General features: G+C 44.4%; 20 protein-coding genes and 2 riboswitches. Of the genes, 17 read left to right on the plus strand and 3 right to left on the minus strand.

Annotation, left to right across the window (positions count from 1 at the left end; translation table 11 throughout):
* The first annotated feature begins 95 nt into the window (after nt 1-95).
* The 16 genes from GT589_RS03890 (at nt 96) to GT589_RS03965 (ending at nt 19,713) form a co-directional block, all read left to right on the plus strand.
* Entirely contained in the window at nt 96-770 is a 675-nt protein-coding gene (locus tag GT589_RS03890; protein ID WP_293396311.1) for a TIGR04283 family arsenosugar biosynthesis glycosyltransferase, read from the plus strand.
* Nucleotides 770-1,471 carry a TIGR04282 family arsenosugar biosynthesis glycosyltransferase gene (locus GT589_RS03895; RefSeq protein ID WP_293396314.1) on the plus strand — a complete coding sequence of 234 codons (702 nt, stop codon included), beginning with the start codon at nt 770-772 and terminating at the stop codon, nt 1,469-1,471. Before GT589_RS03890 ends, GT589_RS03895 begins: the two co-directional genes overlap by 1 nt.
* Nucleotides 1,443-2,450, plus strand: coding sequence for a phosphotransferase (locus GT589_RS03900; protein ID WP_330582853.1), 1,008 nt, complete (start codon nt 1,443-1,445; stop codon nt 2,448-2,450). The genes GT589_RS03895 and GT589_RS03900 overlap by 29 nt, the downstream gene beginning before the upstream one ends.
* Nucleotides 2,451-2,469: 19 nt before the next feature.
* A complete protein-coding gene (locus GT589_RS03905) occupies nt 2,470-3,147 on the plus strand; it encodes a TVP38/TMEM64 family protein (RefSeq protein WP_293396317.1) in 678 nt (225 codons plus the stop codon).
* 785 nt (nt 3,148-3,932) lie between these two features.
* Nucleotides 3,933-4,751, plus strand: coding sequence for an ABC transporter substrate-binding protein (locus GT589_RS03910; RefSeq protein WP_293396320.1), 819 nt, complete (start codon nt 3,933-3,935; stop codon nt 4,749-4,751).
* Between the two features lie 63 nt (nt 4,752-4,814).
* Nucleotides 4,815-5,495 (plus strand): amino acid ABC transporter permease, encoded by a 681-nt coding sequence (locus GT589_RS03915; protein ID WP_293396323.1) that lies wholly within the window; start codon nt 4,815-4,817, stop codon nt 5,493-5,495.
* Nucleotides 5,488-6,213 (plus strand): amino acid ABC transporter ATP-binding protein, encoded by a 726-nt coding sequence (locus GT589_RS03920; RefSeq protein ID WP_293396326.1) that lies wholly within the window; start codon nt 5,488-5,490, stop codon nt 6,211-6,213. The genes GT589_RS03915 and GT589_RS03920 overlap by 8 nt, the downstream gene beginning before the upstream one ends.
* Nucleotides 6,214-6,323: 110 nt before the next feature.
* A riboswitch (purine riboswitch) is annotated at nt 6,324-6,424 on the plus strand.
* Between the two features lie 81 nt (nt 6,425-6,505).
* Complete coding sequence (gene guaB / locus GT589_RS03925; protein ID WP_293396328.1) at nt 6,506-7,969, plus strand: IMP dehydrogenase; 1,464 nt, start codon at nt 6,506-6,508, stop codon at nt 7,967-7,969.
* A gap of 2 nt (nt 7,970-7,971) precedes the next feature.
* Nucleotides 7,972-9,507 carry a glutamine-hydrolyzing GMP synthase gene (gene guaA, locus GT589_RS03930; RefSeq protein ID WP_293396331.1) on the plus strand — a complete coding sequence of 512 codons (1,536 nt, stop codon included), beginning with the start codon at nt 7,972-7,974 and terminating at the stop codon, nt 9,505-9,507.
* 201 nt (nt 9,508-9,708) lie between these two features.
* Nucleotides 9,709-9,809, plus strand: a riboswitch (purine riboswitch).
* Nucleotides 9,810-10,155: 346 nt separating this feature from the next.
* Nucleotides 10,156-10,635 (plus strand): 5-(carboxyamino)imidazole ribonucleotide mutase, encoded by a 480-nt coding sequence (gene purE / locus GT589_RS03935; RefSeq protein ID WP_293396333.1) that lies wholly within the window; start codon nt 10,156-10,158, stop codon nt 10,633-10,635.
* Nucleotides 10,636-10,725: 90 nt separating this feature from the next.
* Complete coding sequence (purC, locus tag GT589_RS03940) at nt 10,726-11,430, plus strand: phosphoribosylaminoimidazolesuccinocarboxamide synthase (RefSeq protein WP_293396336.1); 705 nt, start codon at nt 10,726-10,728, stop codon at nt 11,428-11,430.
* A gap of 54 nt (nt 11,431-11,484) precedes the next feature.
* On the plus strand, nt 11,485-12,522 hold the full coding sequence (gene purM / locus GT589_RS03945) for a phosphoribosylformylglycinamidine cyclo-ligase (RefSeq protein ID WP_293396338.1): 1,038 nt from the start codon (nt 11,485-11,487) through the stop codon (nt 12,520-12,522).
* Nucleotides 12,516-13,115, plus strand: coding sequence for a phosphoribosylglycinamide formyltransferase (gene purN / locus GT589_RS03950; protein ID WP_293396341.1), 600 nt, complete (start codon nt 12,516-12,518; stop codon nt 13,113-13,115). Before purM ends, purN begins: the two co-directional genes overlap by 7 nt.
* Nucleotides 13,105-14,640 carry a bifunctional phosphoribosylaminoimidazolecarboxamide formyltransferase/IMP cyclohydrolase gene (purH, locus tag GT589_RS03955; RefSeq protein ID WP_293396344.1) on the plus strand — a complete coding sequence of 512 codons (1,536 nt, stop codon included), beginning with the start codon at nt 13,105-13,107 and terminating at the stop codon, nt 14,638-14,640. The genes purN and purH overlap by 11 nt, the downstream gene beginning before the upstream one ends.
* Before the next feature lie 12 nt (nt 14,641-14,652).
* The gene (gene purD, locus GT589_RS03960) at nt 14,653-15,915 is read left to right on the plus strand and encodes a phosphoribosylamine--glycine ligase (protein WP_293396347.1); all 1,263 of its coding nucleotides are present in this window, start codon (nt 14,653-14,655) and stop codon (nt 15,913-15,915) included.
* Between the two features lie 42 nt (nt 15,916-15,957).
* The gene (locus GT589_RS03965) at nt 15,958-19,713 is read left to right on the plus strand and encodes a phosphoribosylformylglycinamidine synthase (RefSeq protein WP_293396350.1); all 3,756 of its coding nucleotides are present in this window, start codon (nt 15,958-15,960) and stop codon (nt 19,711-19,713) included.
* A 120-nt stretch (nt 19,714-19,833) separates the two neighbouring features.
* Here GT589_RS03965 and GT589_RS03970 read toward each other — a convergent pair whose 3' ends face one another.
* From GT589_RS03970 to GT589_RS03980, 3 genes are read right to left on the minus strand one after another with little or no spacing between them, the layout of a single operon-like run.
* On the minus strand, nt 19,834-20,637 hold the full coding sequence (locus GT589_RS03970) for a metal ABC transporter permease (protein WP_293396353.1): 804 nt from the start codon (nt 20,635-20,637) through the stop codon (nt 19,834-19,836).
* Entirely contained in the window at nt 20,630-21,397 is a 768-nt protein-coding gene (locus GT589_RS03975; RefSeq protein WP_293396356.1) for a metal ABC transporter ATP-binding protein, read from the minus strand. The genes GT589_RS03970 and GT589_RS03975 overlap by 8 nt, the downstream gene beginning before the upstream one ends.
* Nucleotides 21,398-22,309, minus strand: a complete 912-nt coding sequence (locus GT589_RS03980; RefSeq protein ID WP_293396359.1) for a metal ABC transporter solute-binding protein, Zn/Mn family — start codon at nt 22,307-22,309, stop codon at nt 21,398-21,400.
* A 228-nt stretch (nt 22,310-22,537) separates the two neighbouring features.
* Between GT589_RS03980 and GT589_RS03985 the strand changes: the two genes are divergently transcribed.
* The gene (locus GT589_RS03985) at nt 22,538-23,068 is read left to right on the plus strand and encodes a cob(I)yrinic acid a,c-diamide adenosyltransferase (protein ID WP_293396362.1); all 531 of its coding nucleotides are present in this window, start codon (nt 22,538-22,540) and stop codon (nt 23,066-23,068) included.
* Nucleotides 23,069-23,070 lie beyond the last annotated feature (2 nt).

Below are 23,070 nucleotides of genomic sequence, written 5' to 3' on the forward strand. Positions count from 1 at the left end.
GCCAATTTGTATTTGTCGTGGGAGTCGGGGACGTATATACTAATAGTTGTAAACTTATTACATTTCAATTACATCTCTCCTTCTAAGGTGATTTAATGATATCTATAATAGTTCCCGTATTAAATGAAGAAAAAACAATAGAAGGGTTGCTCCTGGAGCTCAAAGCTCTCGAAGGCGATAAGGAAATCATTGTAGTCGACGGCGGAAGTGTTGACAGGACAGCAGAAATTGCTGCCAGGCACGCAGCTCTTATTGGCGGGGTCAGCGGAAGGGCGAGGCAGATGAACATGGGAGCTGGCGCGGCAAAAGGAGAAGTGCTTTGGTTTGTGCACTCAGACTCCAAAGTGGACAGAGAAAGCCTGTATCATATAGAAGCGGCAGTTGATGAGGGCTGTGTAGGCGGAGGCTTTTCAATGTTTTTCCATGATTACGATGCGCCTCTAATGAGATTTATAGCCAGCTCATCAAACATGAGAGCACGACATGTAGGCCTTTATTTCGGAGACCAGGGAATATTCGTAAGACGCGATATATTCGAACGCATAGGGGGCTATCCGGATATACCCATAATGGAGGATTGGGAGATGGGTCTTCGTCTGAAAAAGGAAGGCAGAATGGAACTGCTTGATGCCCCTATCGGGACATCGGGAAGAAGGTTCAAAAACGGCGGGGCTCTTAGGACTCTGTTGTTCATGCACAGGATAAAGCTACTTTATATATTGGGGATACCCCCGGAAAAATTAAGCGGCACATACAGGAAGGTACGATAATGAAGGCATTAATACTTATGACAAGAATCCCAGTTCCGGGAAAGACAAAGACAAGGCTAATGGAGGTCCTTTCGCCGGAAGAATGTGCCCTGCTGCACGAATGTTTCCTGAAGGATGTTTTCGCGGCTCTTGAGCTGCTTGACGATGTGGATATATATGTCTCACATACGACCGAAGGGAATCTTGACATACTCAAAGCTATTGTCCCAAGAGGAATAGAGTTTTTGCCTCAGAAGGGGGAAAAGCTGGGCGAGAGAATGAATAATGCCATAGCCGAAGTTCTCCAAAAAGGATATTCAAGAGTGATACTAATAGGTTCAGACATACCAGCTCTGCAGCCATGCGATATAGGAGAAGCGTTTGAAACGCTTGAAGAAAGCGACATTGTGCTGGGGCCGACGCTGGACGGTGGCTATTACCTGGTGGGAATGAAAAGCCCGAGCGCTCAGATATTTGATGACTCTCTCAAATGGGGAAACAAAACAGTGCTTGAAGGGACTCTGGATATAGCAAACAAGCTTGGGCTGGAAACCGGTCTTGCAGCCAAGTATAGAGACATAGATACCAGCGATGACCTGGAATGTTTCATGAGATATGCAACTTCAGGAGCAGCTGACTGTCAAGTGTTTCCACAGTACACATTGGAATTTCTTATAAAGCGTTGGAGTGACGATGATGCTAAAAGATACGCTGAAAGATAAAATATATTACTATATTAGTGCAAAAGGTCTGCGCGAGTCGCTTGGCATCGGAGAAGGCTCCCAGGTGGAATTTCTGGCGCAGGGCGAGTACAACATTAATTTCACACTTGAAGGGAATTCAAGAAAGTATGTACTCAGGGTAAATACAGGAAGCCAGCTTGAGTTGGATAATCAGATAGAATATGAATATGAAGCTCTAAAAAGACTATATCCAAGCGGGGTTACTCCAAAACCTTATTTTGTTGATGGTACTAAAAAGTATATAGATTATGGAATATTGGTTATGGAGTTCCTGGAAGGTGTCCATCTTGATTATGCCAAGGACATGGAAAAGGCTGCCGACATATTCTCGAGAATTCATTCCATGGATACTGAGAATATGGATGCGTCAAATTTCATATGCGAGAAAAGCATATTTTCAGACAGGATTACAGAGGCAAGAAGGCTTTTGAAGAGTTTCATGGAATCGCCGATAATAGAAACGAAGCTTAAAAGCTTCTTTGCAGATTTTATGGACTGGGCTGAAAAAAATGCATGGAGAGAAAGCTACTTCATTACTGACCCATGGAATGTCATAAACAACACGGAAGTCAATTCGGGCAATTTCATAATAAATGACAAGAGGCACTATCTCATAGACTGGGAAAAGCCCGTCATAAGCGATCCCTGTCAGGACATAACGCAGTTCCTGGCGCCCACTACAACTCTTTGGAAGGCAGATTATATTCTCTCAGAGCAGGAAAAGGAAGATTTTTTTAAAGCCTATTCAAGCGGCCTAAGATGTGAGGACAGAGGGATAAGGGACAGAGTAGAGCTCTATACGCCTTATTTGTATCTCAGAGCGCTTTCGTGGTGTGCCTTTGCCTATCTGGAATACATGAAGCCGGACAAGGGCATTAAAAATATGGATACATTTGAAAAGATAAAGGCGTATCTTGATATTGACTTCATGAACAGCCTGTTAAGGCGCTTTAGATAGAAAGAGGAGCGACGGACTTATGGATAAAAATAAAAAGCTGCTGCTTTCTGCAGCACTTATAGTGGCGACGGCAGCTGCAATGATTTATTTTCATCGCACAGGCATGATGAGGCATTGCACTTCGGAGGGCATCAAAAGCTATGTGAATTCGTGCGGCATGTTTGGTCCCATAATATATATGGTTATGTTCTCGGTGATTCCATCGGGTGCGATAATAGCAATAGCGGGCGGAATGGCTTTCGGCATGGGCCTTGGGACGCTCTATACGATGCTAGGCGCCTTAATCGGGGCGACTACGGCATTTTATATATCGAGGCTCCTTGGTAGGGATTTTGTGATGAAGCTCACAAGAGGGAGGCTAAGGAGCTTTGATGATGGCGTTGAAAAACACGGCTTCAAACTGATACTAGTAATGCGCCTAATTCCGATAATACCTTTTAACCTCATAAGCTTCGGTGCCGGTCTTACCAAGATGAACTTCAGGGACTATATTATGGCTACGGTGCTGGGGATAGTTCCAGGAGTGATTGTGTTTACTAATCTTGGCGACAAGGCCATGGATGTAAAGTCGCCTCAGTTTATTATGGCTGTTGGCATATTGCTACTGCTTCTTGTGGCGTCATATTTCTTTAAAAGAAAAGTCAATATGGATGAGTTTCAAAAGAAGCTGGCTCAGGACGATATAAAATCGGTGTAAATCAAAAATTACAAAAATCAAAACACATGCAAAGAGGCCTCTTTTCCTTTTAATCCAGTTTCTTTACACTAGGATTAAAGGATGAGGCCTCTTTGCTCTTGGACAAATTCCTGTATTATGGGAATCTGCCTCCTTTCAGTTGATAAACTCCATTGCTGAAATCTATCTAATCCAACTAATCATTTTTCATTCAATAATATTTGCTTTTAAAGGGTTGCCCTATATAGCATGGTCCTTAGCCTTTTGAAACCATCCTTAAGTTATCCTGCAAGCTTTTATTTTTGAACTTAGAGATTATATTCTCTAATCGCTCAATTTAGGTTAGAGTAATATTTTTCATTCTCTAAGATAAGCAATTGTAAGGATTTTGTTTAAGGATTTATTAGTTTCAAACTACTTAAGGGATTATATAAAGCTTCTTCCTTTGCAGCTTATATTATTGAATAGTAACTTTTAGTTGGTAGTATATATATATCCGGTCGAACATAAATTAAACACAAAACACTATAATTATTATAAAAAATTACACATAAAATACATTCGCAAAAAATCAGTTGAAAAAGTTTGAAAAAAGCATGTGAGTTGTATTGAGTAATAGTCGGTTAAACAGCCTTTCTATATTTTTGGATTGACACCAAAAAAACGATACTGTATAATTTTAATCGAGTGGTGATATGGACTTCGAGCTTTCGTCTCTTAGATTTATTGTTTTCTAGTAGGCGGGGGCTTTTTTAATGCGAATCCAATTTTTACAAAAAACTAGTCTGTTGAATGGAGGTATTGTTATGAGTAGTATCAGAAGAATATTGGCATTAGTAGTTTCGATTTCATTGGTGTTTGCACTTACGGCATGCTCTGGCAAGAAGGATGGCGCTTCAAGTGACGCAGGCAAGCTCGAGCAGATAAAGCAAAGCGGCAAGCTTGTGCTTGGAACAAGCGCGGATTATCCGCCTTTTGAATTCCACAAGGAAATAAACGGCAAAGATGAAATAGTAGGTTTTGATATTGAAATAGCAAAAGCCATAGCCGCTGAGCTTGGCGTAGAGCTTGAAATAAAGGACATGAAATTTGACGGACTTTTGGCTGCGCTTAACACTGGTAAGGTGGACATAGTGATAGCGGGAATGAATCCAACAGAGGACAGAAAAAAGGCTGTAGATTTCTCTGACATATACTACAGAGAGGTTCAAAGCGTAGTAGTAAGAGCTGAAAGCGTAGACCTTATAAAGACGCTTGACGACCTAAAGGGCAAAAAGGTTGCCGTTCAAAAGGGAACTACAATGGAGGCCATGGCGCAGCAGCACATGCCTGAGTCTGAGATAAAGGGGCTTGGAAGAGTTACAGACGTTGTGCTTGAGCTTAAAAACAGCAAGGTAGAGGCAGTAGTTATGGAGAAGCCGGTTGCAAAGGCTTATGTGCTGGCAAACCCTGAGCTTAAGCTTACAGAAATAGAGCTTTCGCCTGAAGACACTGGATTTGCAGTGGCTGTTAAAAAGGGAAATGAAGACCTTGTAACGAAGACTAATGAAATACTTAAATCGCTTATTGATCAGGGCAAGATAGATGAATTCGTTGCAGATGCAAATAAATTGATGGAAGAATAATTTAAAAGGGCAAATACATATGTATTTGCCCAAATCTATGTATTTTTTAGGAGGACTGTCAAAGTGGATTTTGGTTTTTTAAAAGACTACTACATGTTTTTTGTGTCTGGAGCTAAGATAACTGTACTCCTCGCAGTATTCTCCGTATTTTTTGGAGTGGCACTGGGAGTATTCTTCGCACTGCTCAAGCTTTCCAGTAATAAGCTGCTAAGAGGAATAGCTACGTCTTACATAGAATTTCTCAGAGGCACGCCTATGCTTGTGCAGCTGTATATCATATATTATGGGCTTCCGCTAATAGGAATAAACTTTCCGGATATTCCGGCGTTTGGAAGCAGCTTTCCCGACTTCATGGCCGGTGTAGTTTGCCTTTCGTTCAACAGCGGCGCATACGTGGCTGAGATAATACGTGCAGGTATACAGGCGGTGGACAAGGGCCAGATGGAGGCGTCAAGGTCACTGGGCTTTACATACGCTATGACCATGAGGTACATAATAATACCGCAGGCATTCAGGAACATACTTCCTGCTCTTGGAAACGAATTTATAGTAATAATAAAAGAGTCGGCTATAGTGTCTATAATAGGAATACACGACCTCATGTACAATGCAGACACTGTAAGAGGCAATATTTTCCAACCTTTTGAACCACTGATAATAGCAGCGATAATGTACTTCATGATGACATTTACGCTTTCCAAGGCGCTTGGTTTAGTTGAAAGGAGATTGAAGACAAGTGATTAGCGTTAGGGATTTGCACAAAAAATTCGGTAAGCTCCATGTGCTTAAGGGCATAGACATAGAAATAAGCCAAGGAGAGGTAGTGGTTGTAATAGGACCGTCAGGTTCCGGCAAATCCACATTTCTAAGATGCCTCAACCTGCTTGAGACTCCAACTGAAGGAGAGATAATTTTCGAGGGGCTTTCAATAACTGACAAGAAAAACGATATCAACAAGCTAAGGCAGAAGATGGGGATGGTGTTCCAGCAGTTCAACCTCTTCCCTCATATGACTGTGCTTGAGAACATAACTCTGGCTCCCTTGAAGCTGAAGAACATCAGCAAACAGGAGGCCGATGAAATAGCAATGAAGCTGCTCAAAAGGGTAGGGCTTGCCGACAAGGCATCAAGCTATCCTGCCCAGCTCTCAGGAGGGCAAAAGCAGAGGATAGCTATAGCAAGGGCTCTTGCTATGTCTCCTGACGTTATGCTCTTTGACGAGCCAACCTCAGCTCTGGATCCCGAGATGGTCGGCGAGGTGCTCGATGTAATGAAGGAGCTTGCAGCGGAAGGTATGACGATGATAGTCGTAACGCATGAGATGGGCTTTGCCAAGGAAGTGGGAGACAGGCTCATATTCATGGATGAAGGCAAGATACTTGAAGAGGGCAACCCCAAAGCCGTATTTGCTAATCCTCAGCATCCAAGGACGAAGGATTTCTTGGGCAAGGTGCTTGCGTAATTAAATTCGGATTTTATGAACAGTCGCCTATGGCGGCTGTTTTTTTAAAAAAACCATTCGTGTGTTGACACAGGCCGGTTAATCTGATATTATTTTTAAAATAAAAACTGAATATTAAACAGATAATCACTCGTATAAATTCGGCAATTGGGCCGATTATCTCTACAGGCATACCTTAAATATGCCGTCTATGAGTGGGATTTAATTATTCCACTTTCAGGTTTGCTATCCGGGCTTTTTTGTTATAATGGTATAACAGGATATATTCATAAATTCATATCGGAGGTAAAAAATGGAGAAGATTTTAAAGGAAGCCTTAACATTTGATGACATTCTATTGATTCCGCAAAAGTCTACAGTTTTGCCAAAGGAAGTCGATACATCAACGCATATTACAAAGAAAATAAAGCTGAATGTACCGATAATGAGTGCGGGCATGGACACTGTTACAGAGTCCAAAATGGCGATAGCTGTTGCAAGAGAAGGCGGAATAGGAATAATACACAAAAACATGAGCATAGAGGAGCAATGCCTCGAGGTAGACAAGGTAAAAAGAAGTGAAAACGGCGTAATAATAGATCCATTTTACCTTAGCAAGGAACATACAATAGCTGATGCGGACGAGCTCATGGGAAGATATAGAATATCAGGTGTTCCGATAGTTGACGAAAACAAGCGCCTAATAGGCATAATAACTAACAGGGACATCAGATTCGAAGAGGATTTCTCCAAGAAGATAGAAGATGTTATGACTAAGGAGAATCTAATAGTCGGCAAGGAAGGCACGACTATGGAAGAAGCCCAGAGCATACTTAGAAAAAACAAGATAGAAAAGCTCCCAATAGTAGATGAAAACTACGTACTTAAAGGACTTATAACAATAAAGGACATAGAAAAGAAGATAAAGTTCCCTAATTCAGCAGTAGATGAAAGAGGAAGGCTGGTATGCGGCGCGGCAGTAGGTATAACTGGCGACATGCTAGACAGGGTTGAAAGGCTTGTCAAGGCAAGCGTGGATATAATAGTTCTAGACAGCGCTCACGGACATTCACAGGGCGTTGTAGACAGCGTGAAAGCCATCAAGGCCAAATTCCCGCAGGTTCAGGTAATCGCCGGCAACGTGGCTACTGCCCAGGCTGCTGAGGATCTTATAGCTGCAGGAGCTGATTGCATAAAGGTAGGAATAGGACCTGGCTCGATATGTACAACAAGAGTTGTTGCAGGAGTTGGAGTTCCTCAGGTTACAGCCATAATGGATTGCAGCGAGGTTGCAAAGAAACATGGAATACCTGTGATTGCTGACGGCGGAATAAAGTATTCTGGAGACGTTGTAAAGGCTCTTGCTGCGGGTGCTGACATGGTTATGATGGGTTCCATGTTTGCCGGAACAGAAGAAAGTCCTGGTGAGACTATACTCTTCAAAGGAAGGGCTTTCAAGGCATACAGAGGAATGGGTTCTGTAGAGGCCATGAAGCAGGGTTCTAAGGACAGATATTTCCAAGAGGACACCAAGAAGCTAGTGCCTGAAGGTGTAGAGGGAATGGTGCCTTCAAAAGGCTCTGTTGCAGATATGGTGTTCCAGCTTGTTGGAGGTTTGAGGTCAGGCATGGGCTACTGCGGAGCAAGGACAATTCCAGAGCTTCAGGAGAAGTCTCAGTTTGTAAGAATTACAGGAGCGGGTCTTAAGGAAAGCCATGCTCACGACATAACGATAACTAATGAAGCGCCAAACTATAGCGTACAAGGAGAGGTATAATAATGAACAGAGAGCTTGTTTTAGTAGTTGACTTCGGAGGGCAGTATAATCAGCTTATAGCCCGAAGAGTAAGAGAGGCCAATGTATACTGTGAGATAATACCATTCAATTATCCACTTGATAAAATCAAAGCGAAAAATCCAAGCGGAATAATATTCACAGGCGGTCCTTCAAGCGTATATGGAGAAAACGCACCTATGGTTGAAAAGGAGCTGTTCTCGCTTGGAATCCCAGTGCTTGGAATATGTTACGGAGCCCAGCTTATGGCTCATACTCTTGAAGGCAACGTTACAAGAGCTGACAAGAGAGAGTACGGAAAGACTAAGATAAAGTATGAAGATTCAAAACTTTTCAAGGGAATGAAATCAGACAGCATATGCTGGATGTCACATACTGACTATATAGAGAAGGCTCCTGCAGGATTTGCCTGCTCTGCATCTACTGCAGACTGCCCTGTAGCTGCAATGGAAAATCCGGAGAAGAATCTCTACGCTGTACAGTTCCACCCTGAGGTTGAACATACGGAGGAAGGCTTCAAAATAATAAGAAATTTCCTTTATGAAGTGTGCGGACTTAAAGGCACTTGGACTATGGGATCTTTCGTAGATGAAAAGGTTAAGGAAATAAAAGCAGCTGTTGGTGACAAGAAGGTGCTTTGCGCTCTTAGCGGCGGAGTTGACTCTTCTGTTGCTGCAGTCCTTGTGCACAGGGCTATAGGCGACAACCTGACATGCATATTCGTAGATCACGGCCTTCTAAGAAAGGACGAGGGAGACCAGGTTGAGAGTATATTCAAAGAGCATTTCCACATGCACCTTATAAGAGTTAACGCTCAGGACAGATTCCTTTCAAAGCTTGCGGGCGTAACAGAGCCTGAGGCGAAGAGAAAGATAATAGGCGAGGAATTCATAAGAGTATTCGAAGAGGAATCTCACAAGCTTGGCAAGATGGACTTCCTTGTTCAGGGAACAATATATCCAGACGTAATAGAAAGCGGCTCGGGAGAAAGCGGAGCATCAGTTATAAAATCACACCACAACGTAGGCGGACTTCCTGAAGATGTGGATTTTGAAATAATAGAGCCTCTTAGAGAGCTTTTCAAGGACGAGGTTAGACAGCTTGGCCTTGAGCTTGGAATAGCAGAAGACCTTGTATTCAGACATCCATTCCCGGGACCAGGTCTTGGAATCAGGGTAATAGGCGAAGTTACAAAGGAAAAATGCGACATACTAAGAGAAGCTGACGCTATATATATGGAAGAACTCAAGAAAGCGGGACTTTACAGAGAAATATGGCAGGCTTTCGCAGTGCTTCCTGACGTAATGACTGTAGGCGTAATGGGAGACGAGAGAACATACTCGCATCTTGTAGGCCTAAGAGCGGTAGCAAGCAGCGACGGCATGACAGTGGACTGGTTCAAGATGCCTTACGATGTGCTTGAGAGAATCTCAACTAGAATAGTAAACGAAGTAGACCACGTAAACAGAGTAGTTTACGACATAACTTCAAAGCCTCCAGGAACCATAGAGTGGGAATAATATTGAATTAACAGATAGCCGCCGGCGATAAACCGGCGGTTTTTTGCGTACTAGATCAATATGCGAAATATAAAAGAATGATTAAAAAGCAATGTTCGCACCAATGGCGAATATGCGACCTTTGCAAACATATAAAAATACACTTTATTATTGACATTGCCGTTTGCATTGATTTACAATATATTTGTAAACGAAAAATGAATACAGCAAATTATATTTACTCATATATTCCCGGTAATATGGTCCGGGAGTCTCTACAGGAAATCCGTAAAATTCCTACTATGAGCGGAACTTCTAGATGCTTTTAACGGAGTTTTGCTTATATCAGGCAAAGCTCTTTTTTTTTACAGGCCATAGATGAATCGATATTCCAGCTTTTAATTTCAAGAATATGTAGTACGTATTTTGCCCTTTAAAAGTGAATAAATGCCCCATTTAATCGACGGGGCTTTTTATATACAATTATTGCAGCAGATATACGGATTATCTTGATTAAAAAAGGGTTAAGGTTCGGATGATTATAGGTTTGATATCATCAAATAGGGATATATTGAAAGTAAGCAGACATATGAGATAAGGGAAAGTATATTTACTGCATCAAATAGAGAATAAAGTTTAAAGTATGAGTATATTATTGGAGGTGCTTTTATGAAGGTAACTGTTATTATGGGTTCAAAGTCGGATTATCCGAAGCTGGAGGAAGCGATAAAACTATTGGAGAGCATGGGTGTGAGCACAAGTGTCAGGGTGCTTTCTGCACACAGAACGCCAAAAGAGCTTTTTGAGCATATAGAAGAAGTAGATTCACAAGATTATGACGTTATAATAGCTGCGGCTGGAAAAGCTGCACATCTTCCGGGAGTAATAGCAGCCCACACTCTAATTCCTGTAATAGGACTTCCTATAAAGTCGTCAACAATGGACGGCCTTGATTCCCTTCTATCGATAGTACAAATGCCACAAGGCATACCTGTTGCAACAGTTGCAATAGACGGCGGGCTTAATGCTGCTATACTTGCACTTCAAATAATGGCTCTTAAATACCCTGAACTAAAGACAAAGCTTAAAGAACATAGGCAGCAAATGGCTGAAAAGGTGCTTGAGGACGACAAGTCTATCGGCAATTAGAAGTAAATGTAGGGCCGGATATCAATATTAATCCGGCCACTTTGCGTGACTATAAATAAAATCATATCAAATATAACGGGAGGTATTTTCATGAATACAGAAATGCTTTACGAGGGAAAGGCAAAGAAGGTTTACAAGACTGACAAGTCTGGAGAATACGTAGTATATTTCAAGGATGACGCAACTGCCTTCAACGGAGTTAAAAAAGATACACTTGCTGAAAAGGGCATACTAAACAACAGCATATCCTCAATACTTTTCGAGCTGCTTGCAAAGGAAGGCGTTGAAAGCCACTTCATAAAGAAGCTTTCTGAAAGAGAAATGCTTGTAAAGGCGGTTGAAATTGTCCAGCTTGAAGTAATAGTCAGAAACATATCTGCAGGCTCAATGGCCAAAAGACTTGGCATTGAAGAAGGCATAGTATTCGCCGAGCCGGTATTCGAGCTTTGCTACAAGAATGACGCTCTGGGCGATCCGCTTATAAATGATGACCATGCAGTAGCGATAAATCTGGCTACAAGGGAAGAAATAGCTCAAATAAGAGAGCAGACAATGAAGATAAATACACTTCTTAAGGAGTTTTTCAAGAAAGCCGGCCTCAAGCTTGTAGACTTCAAACTTGAATTCGGAAGATACGACGGCAAGGTAATATTGGCAGACGAAATTTCGCCTGATACCTGCAGACTTTGGGACATAGAGACAAACGAAAAGATGGACAAGGACAGATTCAGAAGAGACCTTGGCAATGTGATGGAAGGCTACAAGAAGGTTCTTCAAAGGCTCGAAGAAAAATAGTATTCATTAGTTTCAATAGATCCAATGCAGAATATATAATCCTGGAGGAGAAAAATGAGCGAAAAGATAAGCTACAGCCAATCGGGAGTAAACATAGATGAAGGCAACAAGACGGTTGAACTAATAAAGGAAAAGGTAAGATCGACATACAATTCGAACGTACTAGGAGACCTTGGAAGCTTCAGCGGTCTTTACAGCCTTAAGAGCTTCATGGGCATGAAGGAGCCCGTGCTGCTTTCGTCTACAGACGGCGTGGGAACAAAGCTTAAAATAGCCCAGCTTATGGACAAGCATGATACAGTGGGAATAGACCTTGTGGCTATGTGTGTGAACGACCTTATATGCCAGGGAGCAATGCCTCTCTTCTTCCTTGACTATATAGCTGTAGGAAAGCTTGATTCGGAGAAGGCAAGGGACATAGTTTTCGGCATAGCGGAAGGCTGCAAGCAGGCAGAGTGCGCTCTTGTAGGCGGAGAAACCGCAGAGATGCCGGGCATGTACAGCGAAGACGAATATGACCTTGCGGGTTTTTCTGTGGGAATATGCGATAAGGAAAAGCTCATAACAGGAGAGAACGTAAAGGAAGGCGACGCCATAATAGGTATAGCGTCAAGCGGAGTCCACAGCAACGGTTATTCGCTGGTTAGAAAGCTCTTCCTTGATAAGCTGGGCTGGAGTCTTGACAGGCCTATGGAAGGCTATGACTGCACGCTTGGAGACATGCTGCTTACACCGACTAAAATATATGTAAAGCTTGTAAGAGAGCTTATGGCTGATTTTGAGCTAAAGGCTATAGCACATATAACAGGCGGAGGGCTTTTGGAGAACGTCCCAAGAGTGTTGCCAAATGACATGTCGGCAAGCATCAAGAAGGATTCATGGGAAGCGGCAGACATATTCAGCGTCATAAAAGGGCTGGACATGGTAGAGGAAAGAGAGCTCTACAGAAGCTTCAACATGGGCATAGGACTTGTGATAGTTGTGGACAAGGAAATAGCGGACAATGTAATAGAAAAAGCCAACGCGTGCGGCGAAAAGGCGTACAAAATCGGAGAAATATCAAAAGGCGACGAGGGCGTAGTGCTATGGTAAGAATAGCAGTTCTTGTTTCCGGCTCCGGCACTAATCTCCAGGCCATAATAGACGCCTGTAAGAGCGGCGCTATCGGAAACGGAGCGATAAAGCTTGTAGTATCAAACAAAAAGGATGCATACGGCCTTGAAAGAGCCAGGAATGAAGGCATAAAGGCTGTGTTTGAGAATAAAGAGGAAGCCGTGCTCGAGCTCCTTGAAAGCGAAGGGATAGACCTTATAGTCTTGGCGGGTTATCTGAAGATACTCAGCCCCGAGTTCATAAGAAAGTATGAAAACAGGATAATAAACGTTCATCCCTCGCTCATACCTTCATTTTGCGGCAAGGGCTACTATGGCCTTATAGTGCATGAAAAGGCCATAGAGTACGGCGTCAAAGTAAGTGGAGCCACAGTACACTTCGTAACCGAAGAGGCTGATGCGGGCCCTATAATAATGCAGGGAGCCGTGCCGGTGCTTGACAGCGACGACGCTAGCTCTCTCCAAAAGAGGGTGCTGGATGTGGAGCACAAGCTCCTTGTGGAAGCTATAGATCTTTACTGTAACAGCAGACTCAGGATAGACGGAAGGAGAGTATATACAAATGGCAAATAAAAGAGCGCTAATCAGCGTCACTGACAAGAGCGGAATAGTCGAGTTCGGAAAAAGCCTTGTAGAACTTGGCTTCGAAATAATATCAACAGGAAATACCCACAAGATGCTCAAAGAGGCGGGTGTGGAAGCCATAACTATAGATGAGCTTACAGGCTTTCCTGAAATACTAGACGGCAGGGTAAAGACTCTGAATCCTTACGTGCACGGGGGAATACTCTACAGAAGAGATGTGCAGGAGCACGTGGAGACTGTGGAAAAACTCAGTATCAAGTCTATAGACATGGTTGTAGTAAACCTGTACAACTTCGAAGGCTGCCTCAGATCCGGAGCGCCAATGGAAGAGATGATTGAGAATATAGATATAGGCGGCCCAAGCATGATAAGGTCAGCAGCCAAGAACTACAAGGACGTGATAGTTGTAACAGATCCTTCGGACTATGATGGAATAGTAGAAAAGCTAAAAGGAGGCGGACTAAGCCAGGAAGACAGGCTGATGCTTTCATACAAGGCATACTCGCTTACAGGCCACTACGACTCGATAATATCGAACTACTTCATGGATGTTGTTGGAGACAGGTATCCAAGATACTTCAACATGTCCTTCGAAAAGGAAGACGAGCTAAGATATGGAGAAAACCCTCACCAGGCGGCAGGACTTTACAAGGAGAGCTACATACAAAACACGAAGCTGGATTTCGAGCAGCTCCATGGAAAGCAGCTTTCGTTCAACAACATAAACGACCTGAATGCGGCGCTTGAGATACTTGCCGAGTTCGAAGGAGAAGCGGGGGTAGCATCTGTTGCAATAAAGCACGCAAATCCGTGTTCAGCGGCAGTTGGAGCCGACGCCTTCGAATCATTCAAAAAGACATACGAAGCCGACAAGGTTTCAATATTTGGTGGAATAGTGGGAATAAACTCAGTGGTGGACGGCAAGACTGCAGAGGTTCTTAGCGAGATATTCCTTGAAATAATAGCAGCATACGATTTCACCCCTGACGCTATGGAGATTCTAACAAAGAAGAAGAACCTGAGAATACTTAAGCTTAAGAGCCTTACTCCAAAGACGAGAGGCTATGACATGAAGTATCTTGACGGCAAGCTGCTTGTACAGGACAAGGATCAGGCGCTGTTTGAAAAGGTCGAGACTGTAACAAAGACCGAGCCTTCAAAAAATCAAATGGACGACATGATGTTTGGGATGAAGATTGTAAAGCATATGAAGTCAAATGCAATAGCAATAGTCAAGGACGGAACCACTCTTGCGCTTGGACCTGGACAGACCTCAAGGATTTGGGCGCTTGAGAATGCCGTGGCAAACAATGAAGGCAAGAGTCTTGAAGGCAGCGTGCTTGCTTCAGACGCATTTTTCCCGTTTGACGACTGCGTGAAATTCGCGGCTGAGAATGGAGTTAAGGCTATAGTTCAGCCTGGCGGTTCAGTAAACGACGAGGATTCAATAAAGGCTTGCGATGAGCTTGGAATAGCGATGGTATTTACGGGAATAAGACACTTCAAGCACTAAGGAGGACTGGTTATGAAAGTCTTGGTAATTGGTAACGGCGGAAGGGAGCATGCCATAATATGGACGCTTTCTAAGAGCCAGAGGGTCGACAAGATATACTGCGCACCGGGAAATGCGGGAACAGCAAGCATAGCAGAGAATATAGATATAAGTGCCGACAACATTGATTCACTTCTTGATTTTGCAAAGAAAAATGACATAGAGCTGACTGTGGTAGGACCTGAGGTGCCGCTAGTACTTGGCATAGTAGACCTTTTCGAAAGCGAGGGGCTGAGGATATTCGGACCAAACAGGCAGTGCGCTATGCTAGAAGGCAGCAAGGCGTTTTCAAAGGAGTTTATGATAAGAAACAATATCCCTACTGCTATGTATGCGGAATATACCGACTACAACGAGGCGGTTGCAAATATCGACAAGCTGGGATTCCCTATAGTAATTAAGGCTGACGGACTTGCAGCGGGCAAGGGCGTTCTCATAGAATACGAGTTGGAAGATGCGATAAAAAACCTTAAAGATATTATGGTCAACAAGGTGTTCGGTGAATCCGGAAGCAAGGTCGTATTTGAGGAGTTCATGACGGGCATTGAGGCCTCTATGCTTTGCTTTGTAGATGGCAACACGATAGTCCCAATGGAGAGCGCACAGGACTACAAGAGGATATACGACGAGGACATGGGGCCAAACACAGGCGGCATGGGCACATACTCTCCAAGCCTCATATTCAATAGCGAGCTTGAAAACAGAATCGAGAGGGAGATTCTTGAGCCCATCATGGCGGGATTCAAAAAAGAAGGCCTCAAATTTAAGGGAGTGCTCTTCATAGGCCTTATGATAACTTCAGAGGGTCCAAAGGTGCTTGAGTTCAATGTCAGATTCGGTGATCCTGAGACTCAGTCTGTGCTTCCAAGACTAAAGACTGACCTTGTGGACATATTCGAAAGCGTTATAGATGAAAAGCTCGCAGACCAGGAGATCCTCTGGAGCGATGAGAGGACTATATGCGTTGTAATGGCATCAGGCGGCTACCCTGGAGACTACGAAAAGGGCAAGAAGATAGACGGTCTTGAAAGCGTCGACCCTGACGTTGTTGTATTCCACGCCGGAACAAAGCTGTCTGGTGGCGATGTGGTTACAGACGGCGGAAGGGTACTTGGAGTAATGGCAAAGGGTGCTACCATGGAAGAGGCATCAGGCAAGGCTTATGCGAACGTTGCTAAGATAAGCTTCGAGGGAGCGCAGTACAGGAAGGACATAGGAAAGCTTATTCAGAGATAGAGGATTATCTTTAAGAATACTTATTACAAAGGAGTATTGAAAATGAGCGATAGAGTTAGAAGGATATTTGTGGAGAAAAAAGCCGGGTTTGACGTTCAGGCTCAGGGTCTTCTTTCTGATATAAAGGAAAGCCTGGGGATAAACAGCATAACAGGCATAAGACTGCTTAACAGATACGACATATCAGGCATATCTGACGAGGTATATGAGGGCTCAAAATTCACTATATTTGCAGAGCCTCCGGTGGACTATGTTTATGATGAGCTTGCGGCTGTTTCAGAAGGCGACAGGGTTTTCGCGGTAGAATACCTTCCGGGACAGTATGACCAGAGAGCCGATTCGGCAGCGCAGTGCATACAAATACTTTCAAAGGATTCTGAACCTACTGTTAGAGCTGCGAAGGTATACGCTCTAAGCGGCGACATAAGTGATGCTGAATTCGCAAAAATAAAAGCTTATTGCATAAATCCTATAGATTCAAGAGAAGCTGACCTTGAAAAGCCTGCCTCTCTTGAGATGAAATACGACGTGCCTGCTGACGTGAAGGTGCTTGATGGCTTTAATGCTCTTGACGAGCAGGGTCTTAGGGGCTTCATGGAGGAGTATGGTCTTGCCATGAATTACGAGGACCTCGAGTTCTGTCAGGGGTACTTCAGAGATACTGAAAAAAGAGAGCCGTCAATAACTGAAATAAGAGTTATAGACACATATTGGTCAGACCACTGCAGACACACGACATTCGACACTCAGATTGAAAGCGTACAGATAGACAGCGGAAAATATGCAGAGCCTGTAAAGGCTGCCTACGAGAGCATGAAGGAGTCTATGGCAAACGTATCTCCAGAAAAAGCTTCAGTATGCCTTATGGACATTGCAACTCTCGGCATGAAAGAGATGAGAAAAAACGGCATGCTTGACGATCTTGAAGTATCAAAAGAGATCAACGCATGCAGCATAGAGGTAGAGGCAGATGTGGACGGAAAGCCGGAAAAATGGCTTGTAATGTTCAAAAACGAGACTCACAACCACCCTACTGAAATTGAGCCTTTCGGAGGCGCGGCAACATGTCTTGGCGGAGCCATAAGAGACCCGCTTTCAGGAAGATCATATGTATACCAGGCTATGAGAGTTACAGGCAGCGCGGACCCAAGGACGCCTATAGAAAAGACGCTTCCGGGAAAGCTAGCTCAAAGAAAGATTACTACAGAGGCTGCAAGGGGCTACAGCTCTTACGGAAACCAGATAGGCCTTGCAACTGGAATGGTTTCCGAGCTTTATGACGAAGACTTTGTGGCAAAGAGGATGGAGGTTGGAGCTGTAATAGCTGCTGCGCCTAAGGACAACGTGCTAAGAGGCAATCCTGAACCTTCAGACATAGTAATACTTGTCGGCGGAAGAACTGGAAGGGACGGCTGCGGAGGAGCAACTGGCTCATCCAAGGAGCACACAGAAGAGTCGCTCACAAGCTGCGGAGCTGAGGTTCAAAAGGGTAACGCCCCTACAGAAAGAAAGATACAAAGGCTATTCAGAAACGCTCAGGTTGCAAAGATGATAAAAAGATGCAACGACTTTGGAGCAGGCGGAGTGTCAGTTGCCATAGGTGAATTGACTGACGGACTTGACATAGATCTTGACATGGTTCCAAAGAAATACGAGGGACTTGACGGCACGGAGCTTGCAATATCCGAATCCCAGGAGAGAATGGCTGTCGTCGTTTCAAAGGATGACGCAGAGAAATTCATAAGCATGTCTGCCGAGGAGAATCTGGAGGCTACTATAGTTGCCACAGTCACTGGAGACAGAAGGCTGAAGATGAACTGGAGGGGCAAGAGCATAGTAGACCTTTCAAGGGATTTCCTGGATACTAACGGAATAAGGCAAAAGACCAGCGTTCAGGTTGCGGCTCCACAGGAAGAGAGCTATTTTGCAGTAGTGGAAAAAGAAGTTGCTGCTGCGGACGTAGAAAAGAAATGGAAAAGCATGATGTCTGATCTTAACATCTGCTCTCAAAAGGGAATGGGCGAGATGTTTGACGGCACTATAGGCGTTGGAAGCGTTCTTATGCCTTACGGCGGAAAATATCAGGATACTCCTGCACAGGTTATGGTTGCCAAGCTTCCAGTTCTGGGAGCTGAGACAAGCACTGCAACCGCAATGAGCTTTGGCTATAATCCTAAGATAGGAAAGTGGAGTCCTTTCCACGGAGCTATGTATGCTGTTGTGGAATCGGTTGCCAAGCTTGTGGCAGCAGGAGTTGACCACAAAAGGGTAAGGCTTTCGCTCCAGGAATATTTTGAAAAGCTAAGAAAGGAGCCTCAAAGATGGGGCAAACCTTTCAGCGCACTGCTTGGCGCATACATGGCTCAAAAGGGCTTTGGAGCTCCGGCTATAGGCGGAAAGGACAGCATGTCGGGAAGCTTCAACGAGCTTGACGTGCCTCCGACTCTAATATCCTTCGCAGTGGGCGTTGTGAAATCAGGAAGCACGGTGTCATCTGAATTCAAAAAGGCCGGCAGCCAGGTTTTGATGTACAAGGCTCCTGTAAAGGACGATTTGACATTTGACTTTGAAGCTCTTACAAAAGACTATGAAAGCATACATGCTCTGATTGAGAGCGGCAAAGTGCTTTCGTCATACGCAATAGGCCTTGGCGGAGCAGCAGAAGCAGTTACAAAGATGGGCTTTGGAAACAGGATAGGAATAGAGCTTGAGAATCTTGACAACGTGGAGCTTTTTGCGCCGGGATACGGCTCGATAGTCCTCGAGCTTGAAGCAGGTGCTGGCGTCGGAGAGCTTGCGGGCTGCAAGGTAATAGGAAAGACAACGGCTGAGGCTGCTATAAAGGTGGCTGGAGTGTCTATGGACATGGAAGGCCTCTACAAGCTTTGGGAGGCTCCGCTTGAGGAGATATTCCCTACGCGCACTGGCAAAATTGAAGGAACTCCTATGCAGTCAGTATTCAAGGCTGAGTCTTCAATAAAATCGCCTGTCAAAATAGCAAAGCCGAGGGTATTCATACCTGCATTCCCAGGAACAAACTGCGAGTATGACTCTGCAAGGGCCTTTAATAAGGCGGGAGCAGAGGCACAGATAATGGTGCTCAAGAACCTTACTCCAGCGCAGATAGAAGCTTCAATAGAAGAAATGGTAAACCACATTAAGAATTCTCAGATAGTAATGATACCTGGAGGCTTCAGCGCAGGAGACGAGCCTGAAGGTTCCGGAAAATTCATAGCGACTGTGTTCAAGAACCCGTATGTTAAGGAAGCTGTTATGGACCTGCTCACTAAGAGAGACGGCCTTGTGCTTGGAATATGCAATGGCTTCCAGGCCCTCATAAAGCTTGGTCTTCTTCCATACGGCGAAATAAGGGATGTTGATGCAAGCGCTCCTACGCTGACATACAACAAGATAGGCAGACACGTTTCAAAGCTTATAATGACAAAGGTTGTGTCCAACAAGTCTCCATGGCTTGCAAACATAGAGCCGGGAAGCATGCACACAATACCTGTTTCGCACGGTGAGGGAAGATTCTTTGCAGACGAGGCTACTGTAAAGAGCCTGTTTGAAAATGGACAGGTTGCTACTCAGTATGTCGACTTCGATGGAAATCCAACTTACGATATAGCGTTCAACCCTAACGGCTCTGTTCATGCCATAGAGGGAATAACAAGCCCTGACGGCAGAGTGTTCGGAAAAATGGCCCACTCGGAGAGGGTTGGCAAGGACATATGCAAGAACATCCCTGGAAACAAGGAGCAGGATATATTCAAATCGGGAGTTTCATACTTCCTGTAAGAAACTAAAAAAAGGAGTATTGCGTGCTACATTTTAGTAGTCATGCAATACTCCTTTTCATATTCATAATTGCAGCAGGCTTTAGCTTGCGCAATAAGTTGATAAGTTGGTGCCTGGCACCTACACTTTCTTTCCCTTGAGTATCAGGCTTACAAAGTAAACTCCGCATGACACGAGAATTATTGTCGCCCCTGAGGGGATGTTGAATATGTACGAAACAACAAGGCCCAGCAGGCAGTTTGCCATGCCAAGGACTATTGAAAGCTTCATTATTCCAAGCAGGTTACGGCTAAAGAGCGATGATGTTGCAGGCGGGATTGTAAGCAATGCTATTACAAGCACTATCCCGACTATTTTTATAAGTATTACTATTGACATTCCAACAAGCACAGAAAGGAAGTACTCGAGGAAGCGCGTGTCCATACCTATCACACTTGAAAACTCCTCGTCAAAAAGGTAAGCCTTCCAGTGGTTGAAAAAGGCGGCTATCGAAAGCACAATAAAAATGTCCATTCCCAGAGCAAGCATTATATTGCTGCGAGATATTGTCAGTATATCGCCGAACAGGTACGATGACATGTCAGGTGGATAGCCTGGTGTTAGGGCTATAAACAGTATCCCCAGAGCCATGCCCACAGCCCAGAACATACCTATTAGGGCGTCGGAGTCGGAGCTGGTGTTTCTCTTTATCCCAGCTATGCATAGCGCCGAGGCGATTGCAAATAACAGGCCTGTTATTATGGGCTCGACGCCAAGAAAATATCCGAGCCCAATGCCGCCAAAGGATGCGTGGGCTATTCCGCCGCTCAGCATCACAAGCCGCTTTTCTATTATAATGGTGCCGATAATGCCGCAGACTATGCTGGCGAGCAGGGCGCCGATTAAGGCATTCTGTATGAAGTTATACTGTAGAGCGCTAGTCATTTTTATCCTCCTCATAGTCAATGTGCGGATTGAGCACTCTGTGGGGTACCCCATGTGCGATAAGGTCTATATGGCAGCCGTAAACTCTCTCGAGGCTTTCTGTAAGCGGGGTTTGCTCATCGCCGTGATAGAAGAGCTTTCTGTTGAGGCATGCTATAGTGTCGACATAGGAAGATACGGCTCCTATGTCATGGCTTACTATTATTATGGTTCTGCTCTTGCTGAGCTCCTTCAGAAGTGCATATATGTCGGTTCTTGAGGTTGAATCAATGCTGGCTGTCGGCTCGTCAAGAAGGAGTATGTCTGGATTTGCGGACAGAGCGCGAGCGAGCAGCACCTTCTGCAACTGGCCGCCGGAGAGCTTACCTATCTGCCTGTTTTCAAGATCTGCTATGCCCATGAGCGACAAATTATTTCTTGCATTAGAAATGTCCTCGCTGCTGAATCTGTGAAAAGGAGTAAGCTTTCGCGTGAGAGTGCCCGCAAGCACCACATCGAGCACGCTTATTGGGAAAGTCCGGCTGAAGCTTGTAAACTGCGGCACGTATCCAACCGGCATTTTGCTGTTTATGCTCACATGACCTCCGGTAGGCTTTATAAGCCCGCATATTATCTTAAGGAGAGTGCTTTTACCACCGCCATTGGGACCTATTATGCCCAGGAATTCACCGCGTCTGACATTTAGATTTACAGAATCCAGCGCACAGACTCCGGAATAGGACATGCTTATATCTTTGAGCTCTATTATGTAATCAGTCATCTAATCAAGGACCTCCTTGAAGGTTGCTGCTATCTTTTCCATGCTCTTTATATAGTCGCTAGAAAGCGGAGTTATCTCTACAACCCTGCCGCCTATCTCGTCAGCAAGTGTTCTGGACTGGGCGCTGGCAATTTCAGACTGGTGGAATATAACTTTTATATTGTGCTCCTTTGCAAGGTCTATTATGGACTGGAGCTGCCGTGCAGTTGCATCCTTGCCCTCGTTTTCCACGGCTATCATCTTAAGGCCGTAGTCATCGGCAAAATAGCCCATGGAAGGGTGGTATATTATGAACTCCTTCTGTCCAGACTTGGAAAGCTGCTCACTGATTGACGAGTCCAGCTGCCTGAGCTGTTCCTTGTAGGTCTTTGCGTTGCTTGAGTAGAGCTCTTTGTTTTCCGGATTGAGGGCCGAGAGTTCGCGCTCCATGACATCGACCATTACCATTACACGTTTTGGCGACATCCATATGTGAGGGTCCCTGCTGAGCTTTTCGCTATCTTCATCATCGGTGTCCTCGTGCGTATGACCTGATATGTAAAGCTCCGGATATACATTTGCAACTTCTTTGTCGAGCCTTATCACCTTTGCATCCGGATTAAGCTCGTTTGCCTTGGGAAGTATGTTAGCCTCCTCTGAGGGCACGCCCATTGCAAAATAGACTGAAGCTGTGCTGAAAAGCTGCATCTGCCTTGGAGAAGGCTGATATGTCTCGGGACTGCTTCCGGGCGGGATTATTGTGACCATTTCGACGTTTTCTCCGGCAATTGCCTTTACAAACTCCTCCTGAGGAGGTATGGAAACTACAATTACGGGCTTTTGTGATTTTACTGATTCATCCTGACCGCACGCGCAGAATATGACGCTTGAAATCACCAAAAGAAGCAGAATGAGTTTTTTTCTAGATAACATGCTATCACTCCTAATCTCTAATTAAGTTCAACTGTAACTACAAATGCTAATATGATAACACAACTGGTTTTTCCAAATACATATGCATAATGATACCCGATTGGAGTCGGGATTAAATAGGCAGTTCTTAAAAATCGGAAATTGTGGTAAATTATTAGATAACAATATCAGAAATTCCAAAATGCATATCAAGTTAAGAGTTCACATCAGCGCATAGGAGATGAAGCTATGGAGGCCAGAGGGCTTATTCAGATATACACAGGCGAAGGCAAGGGCAAGACGACTGCAGCCGTAGGTCAGGGCATAAGGGCGTGCGGAAGAGGCTTCAGGGTGATAATGATACAGTTTCTAAAGACCTCGGACTCCGGAGAACTCGAAATATTGAAAAAAATAGACTGCTTTGACGTCTGCAGGTTCCAGACTCAGGAGGGCTTTTACTGGAAGCTTGACAAGGCAGGAAAACAAAAAGTGGAAGCCGAAACAAAAAAGGCGCTTGAATTTGCAGAAAAGATCATGTCTGAAAATTTGTGCGACATGCTTATTCTGGATGAAATACTCGGAGCATTCTCTAAGGGGCTTTTCGACCTTGAAAGGTTACTCAATCTGATGGGCAAAAAACCGGATAGCATGGAGCTGATAATGACCGGCAGGGGGGCGCCCAAGGAGCTCATAGAGAAGGCCGACCTTGTGACTCAGATGCAGAAGGTAAAGCATCCGCTGGACATGGGGATAGGAGCCAGAAGAGGCATAGAGTATTAATC

Source organism: Peptoclostridium sp. (assembly GCF_009881055.1).
In the GTDB taxonomy this organism is placed as follows: domain Bacteria; phylum Bacillota; class Clostridia; order Peptostreptococcales; family Peptostreptococcaceae; genus Peptoclostridium_A.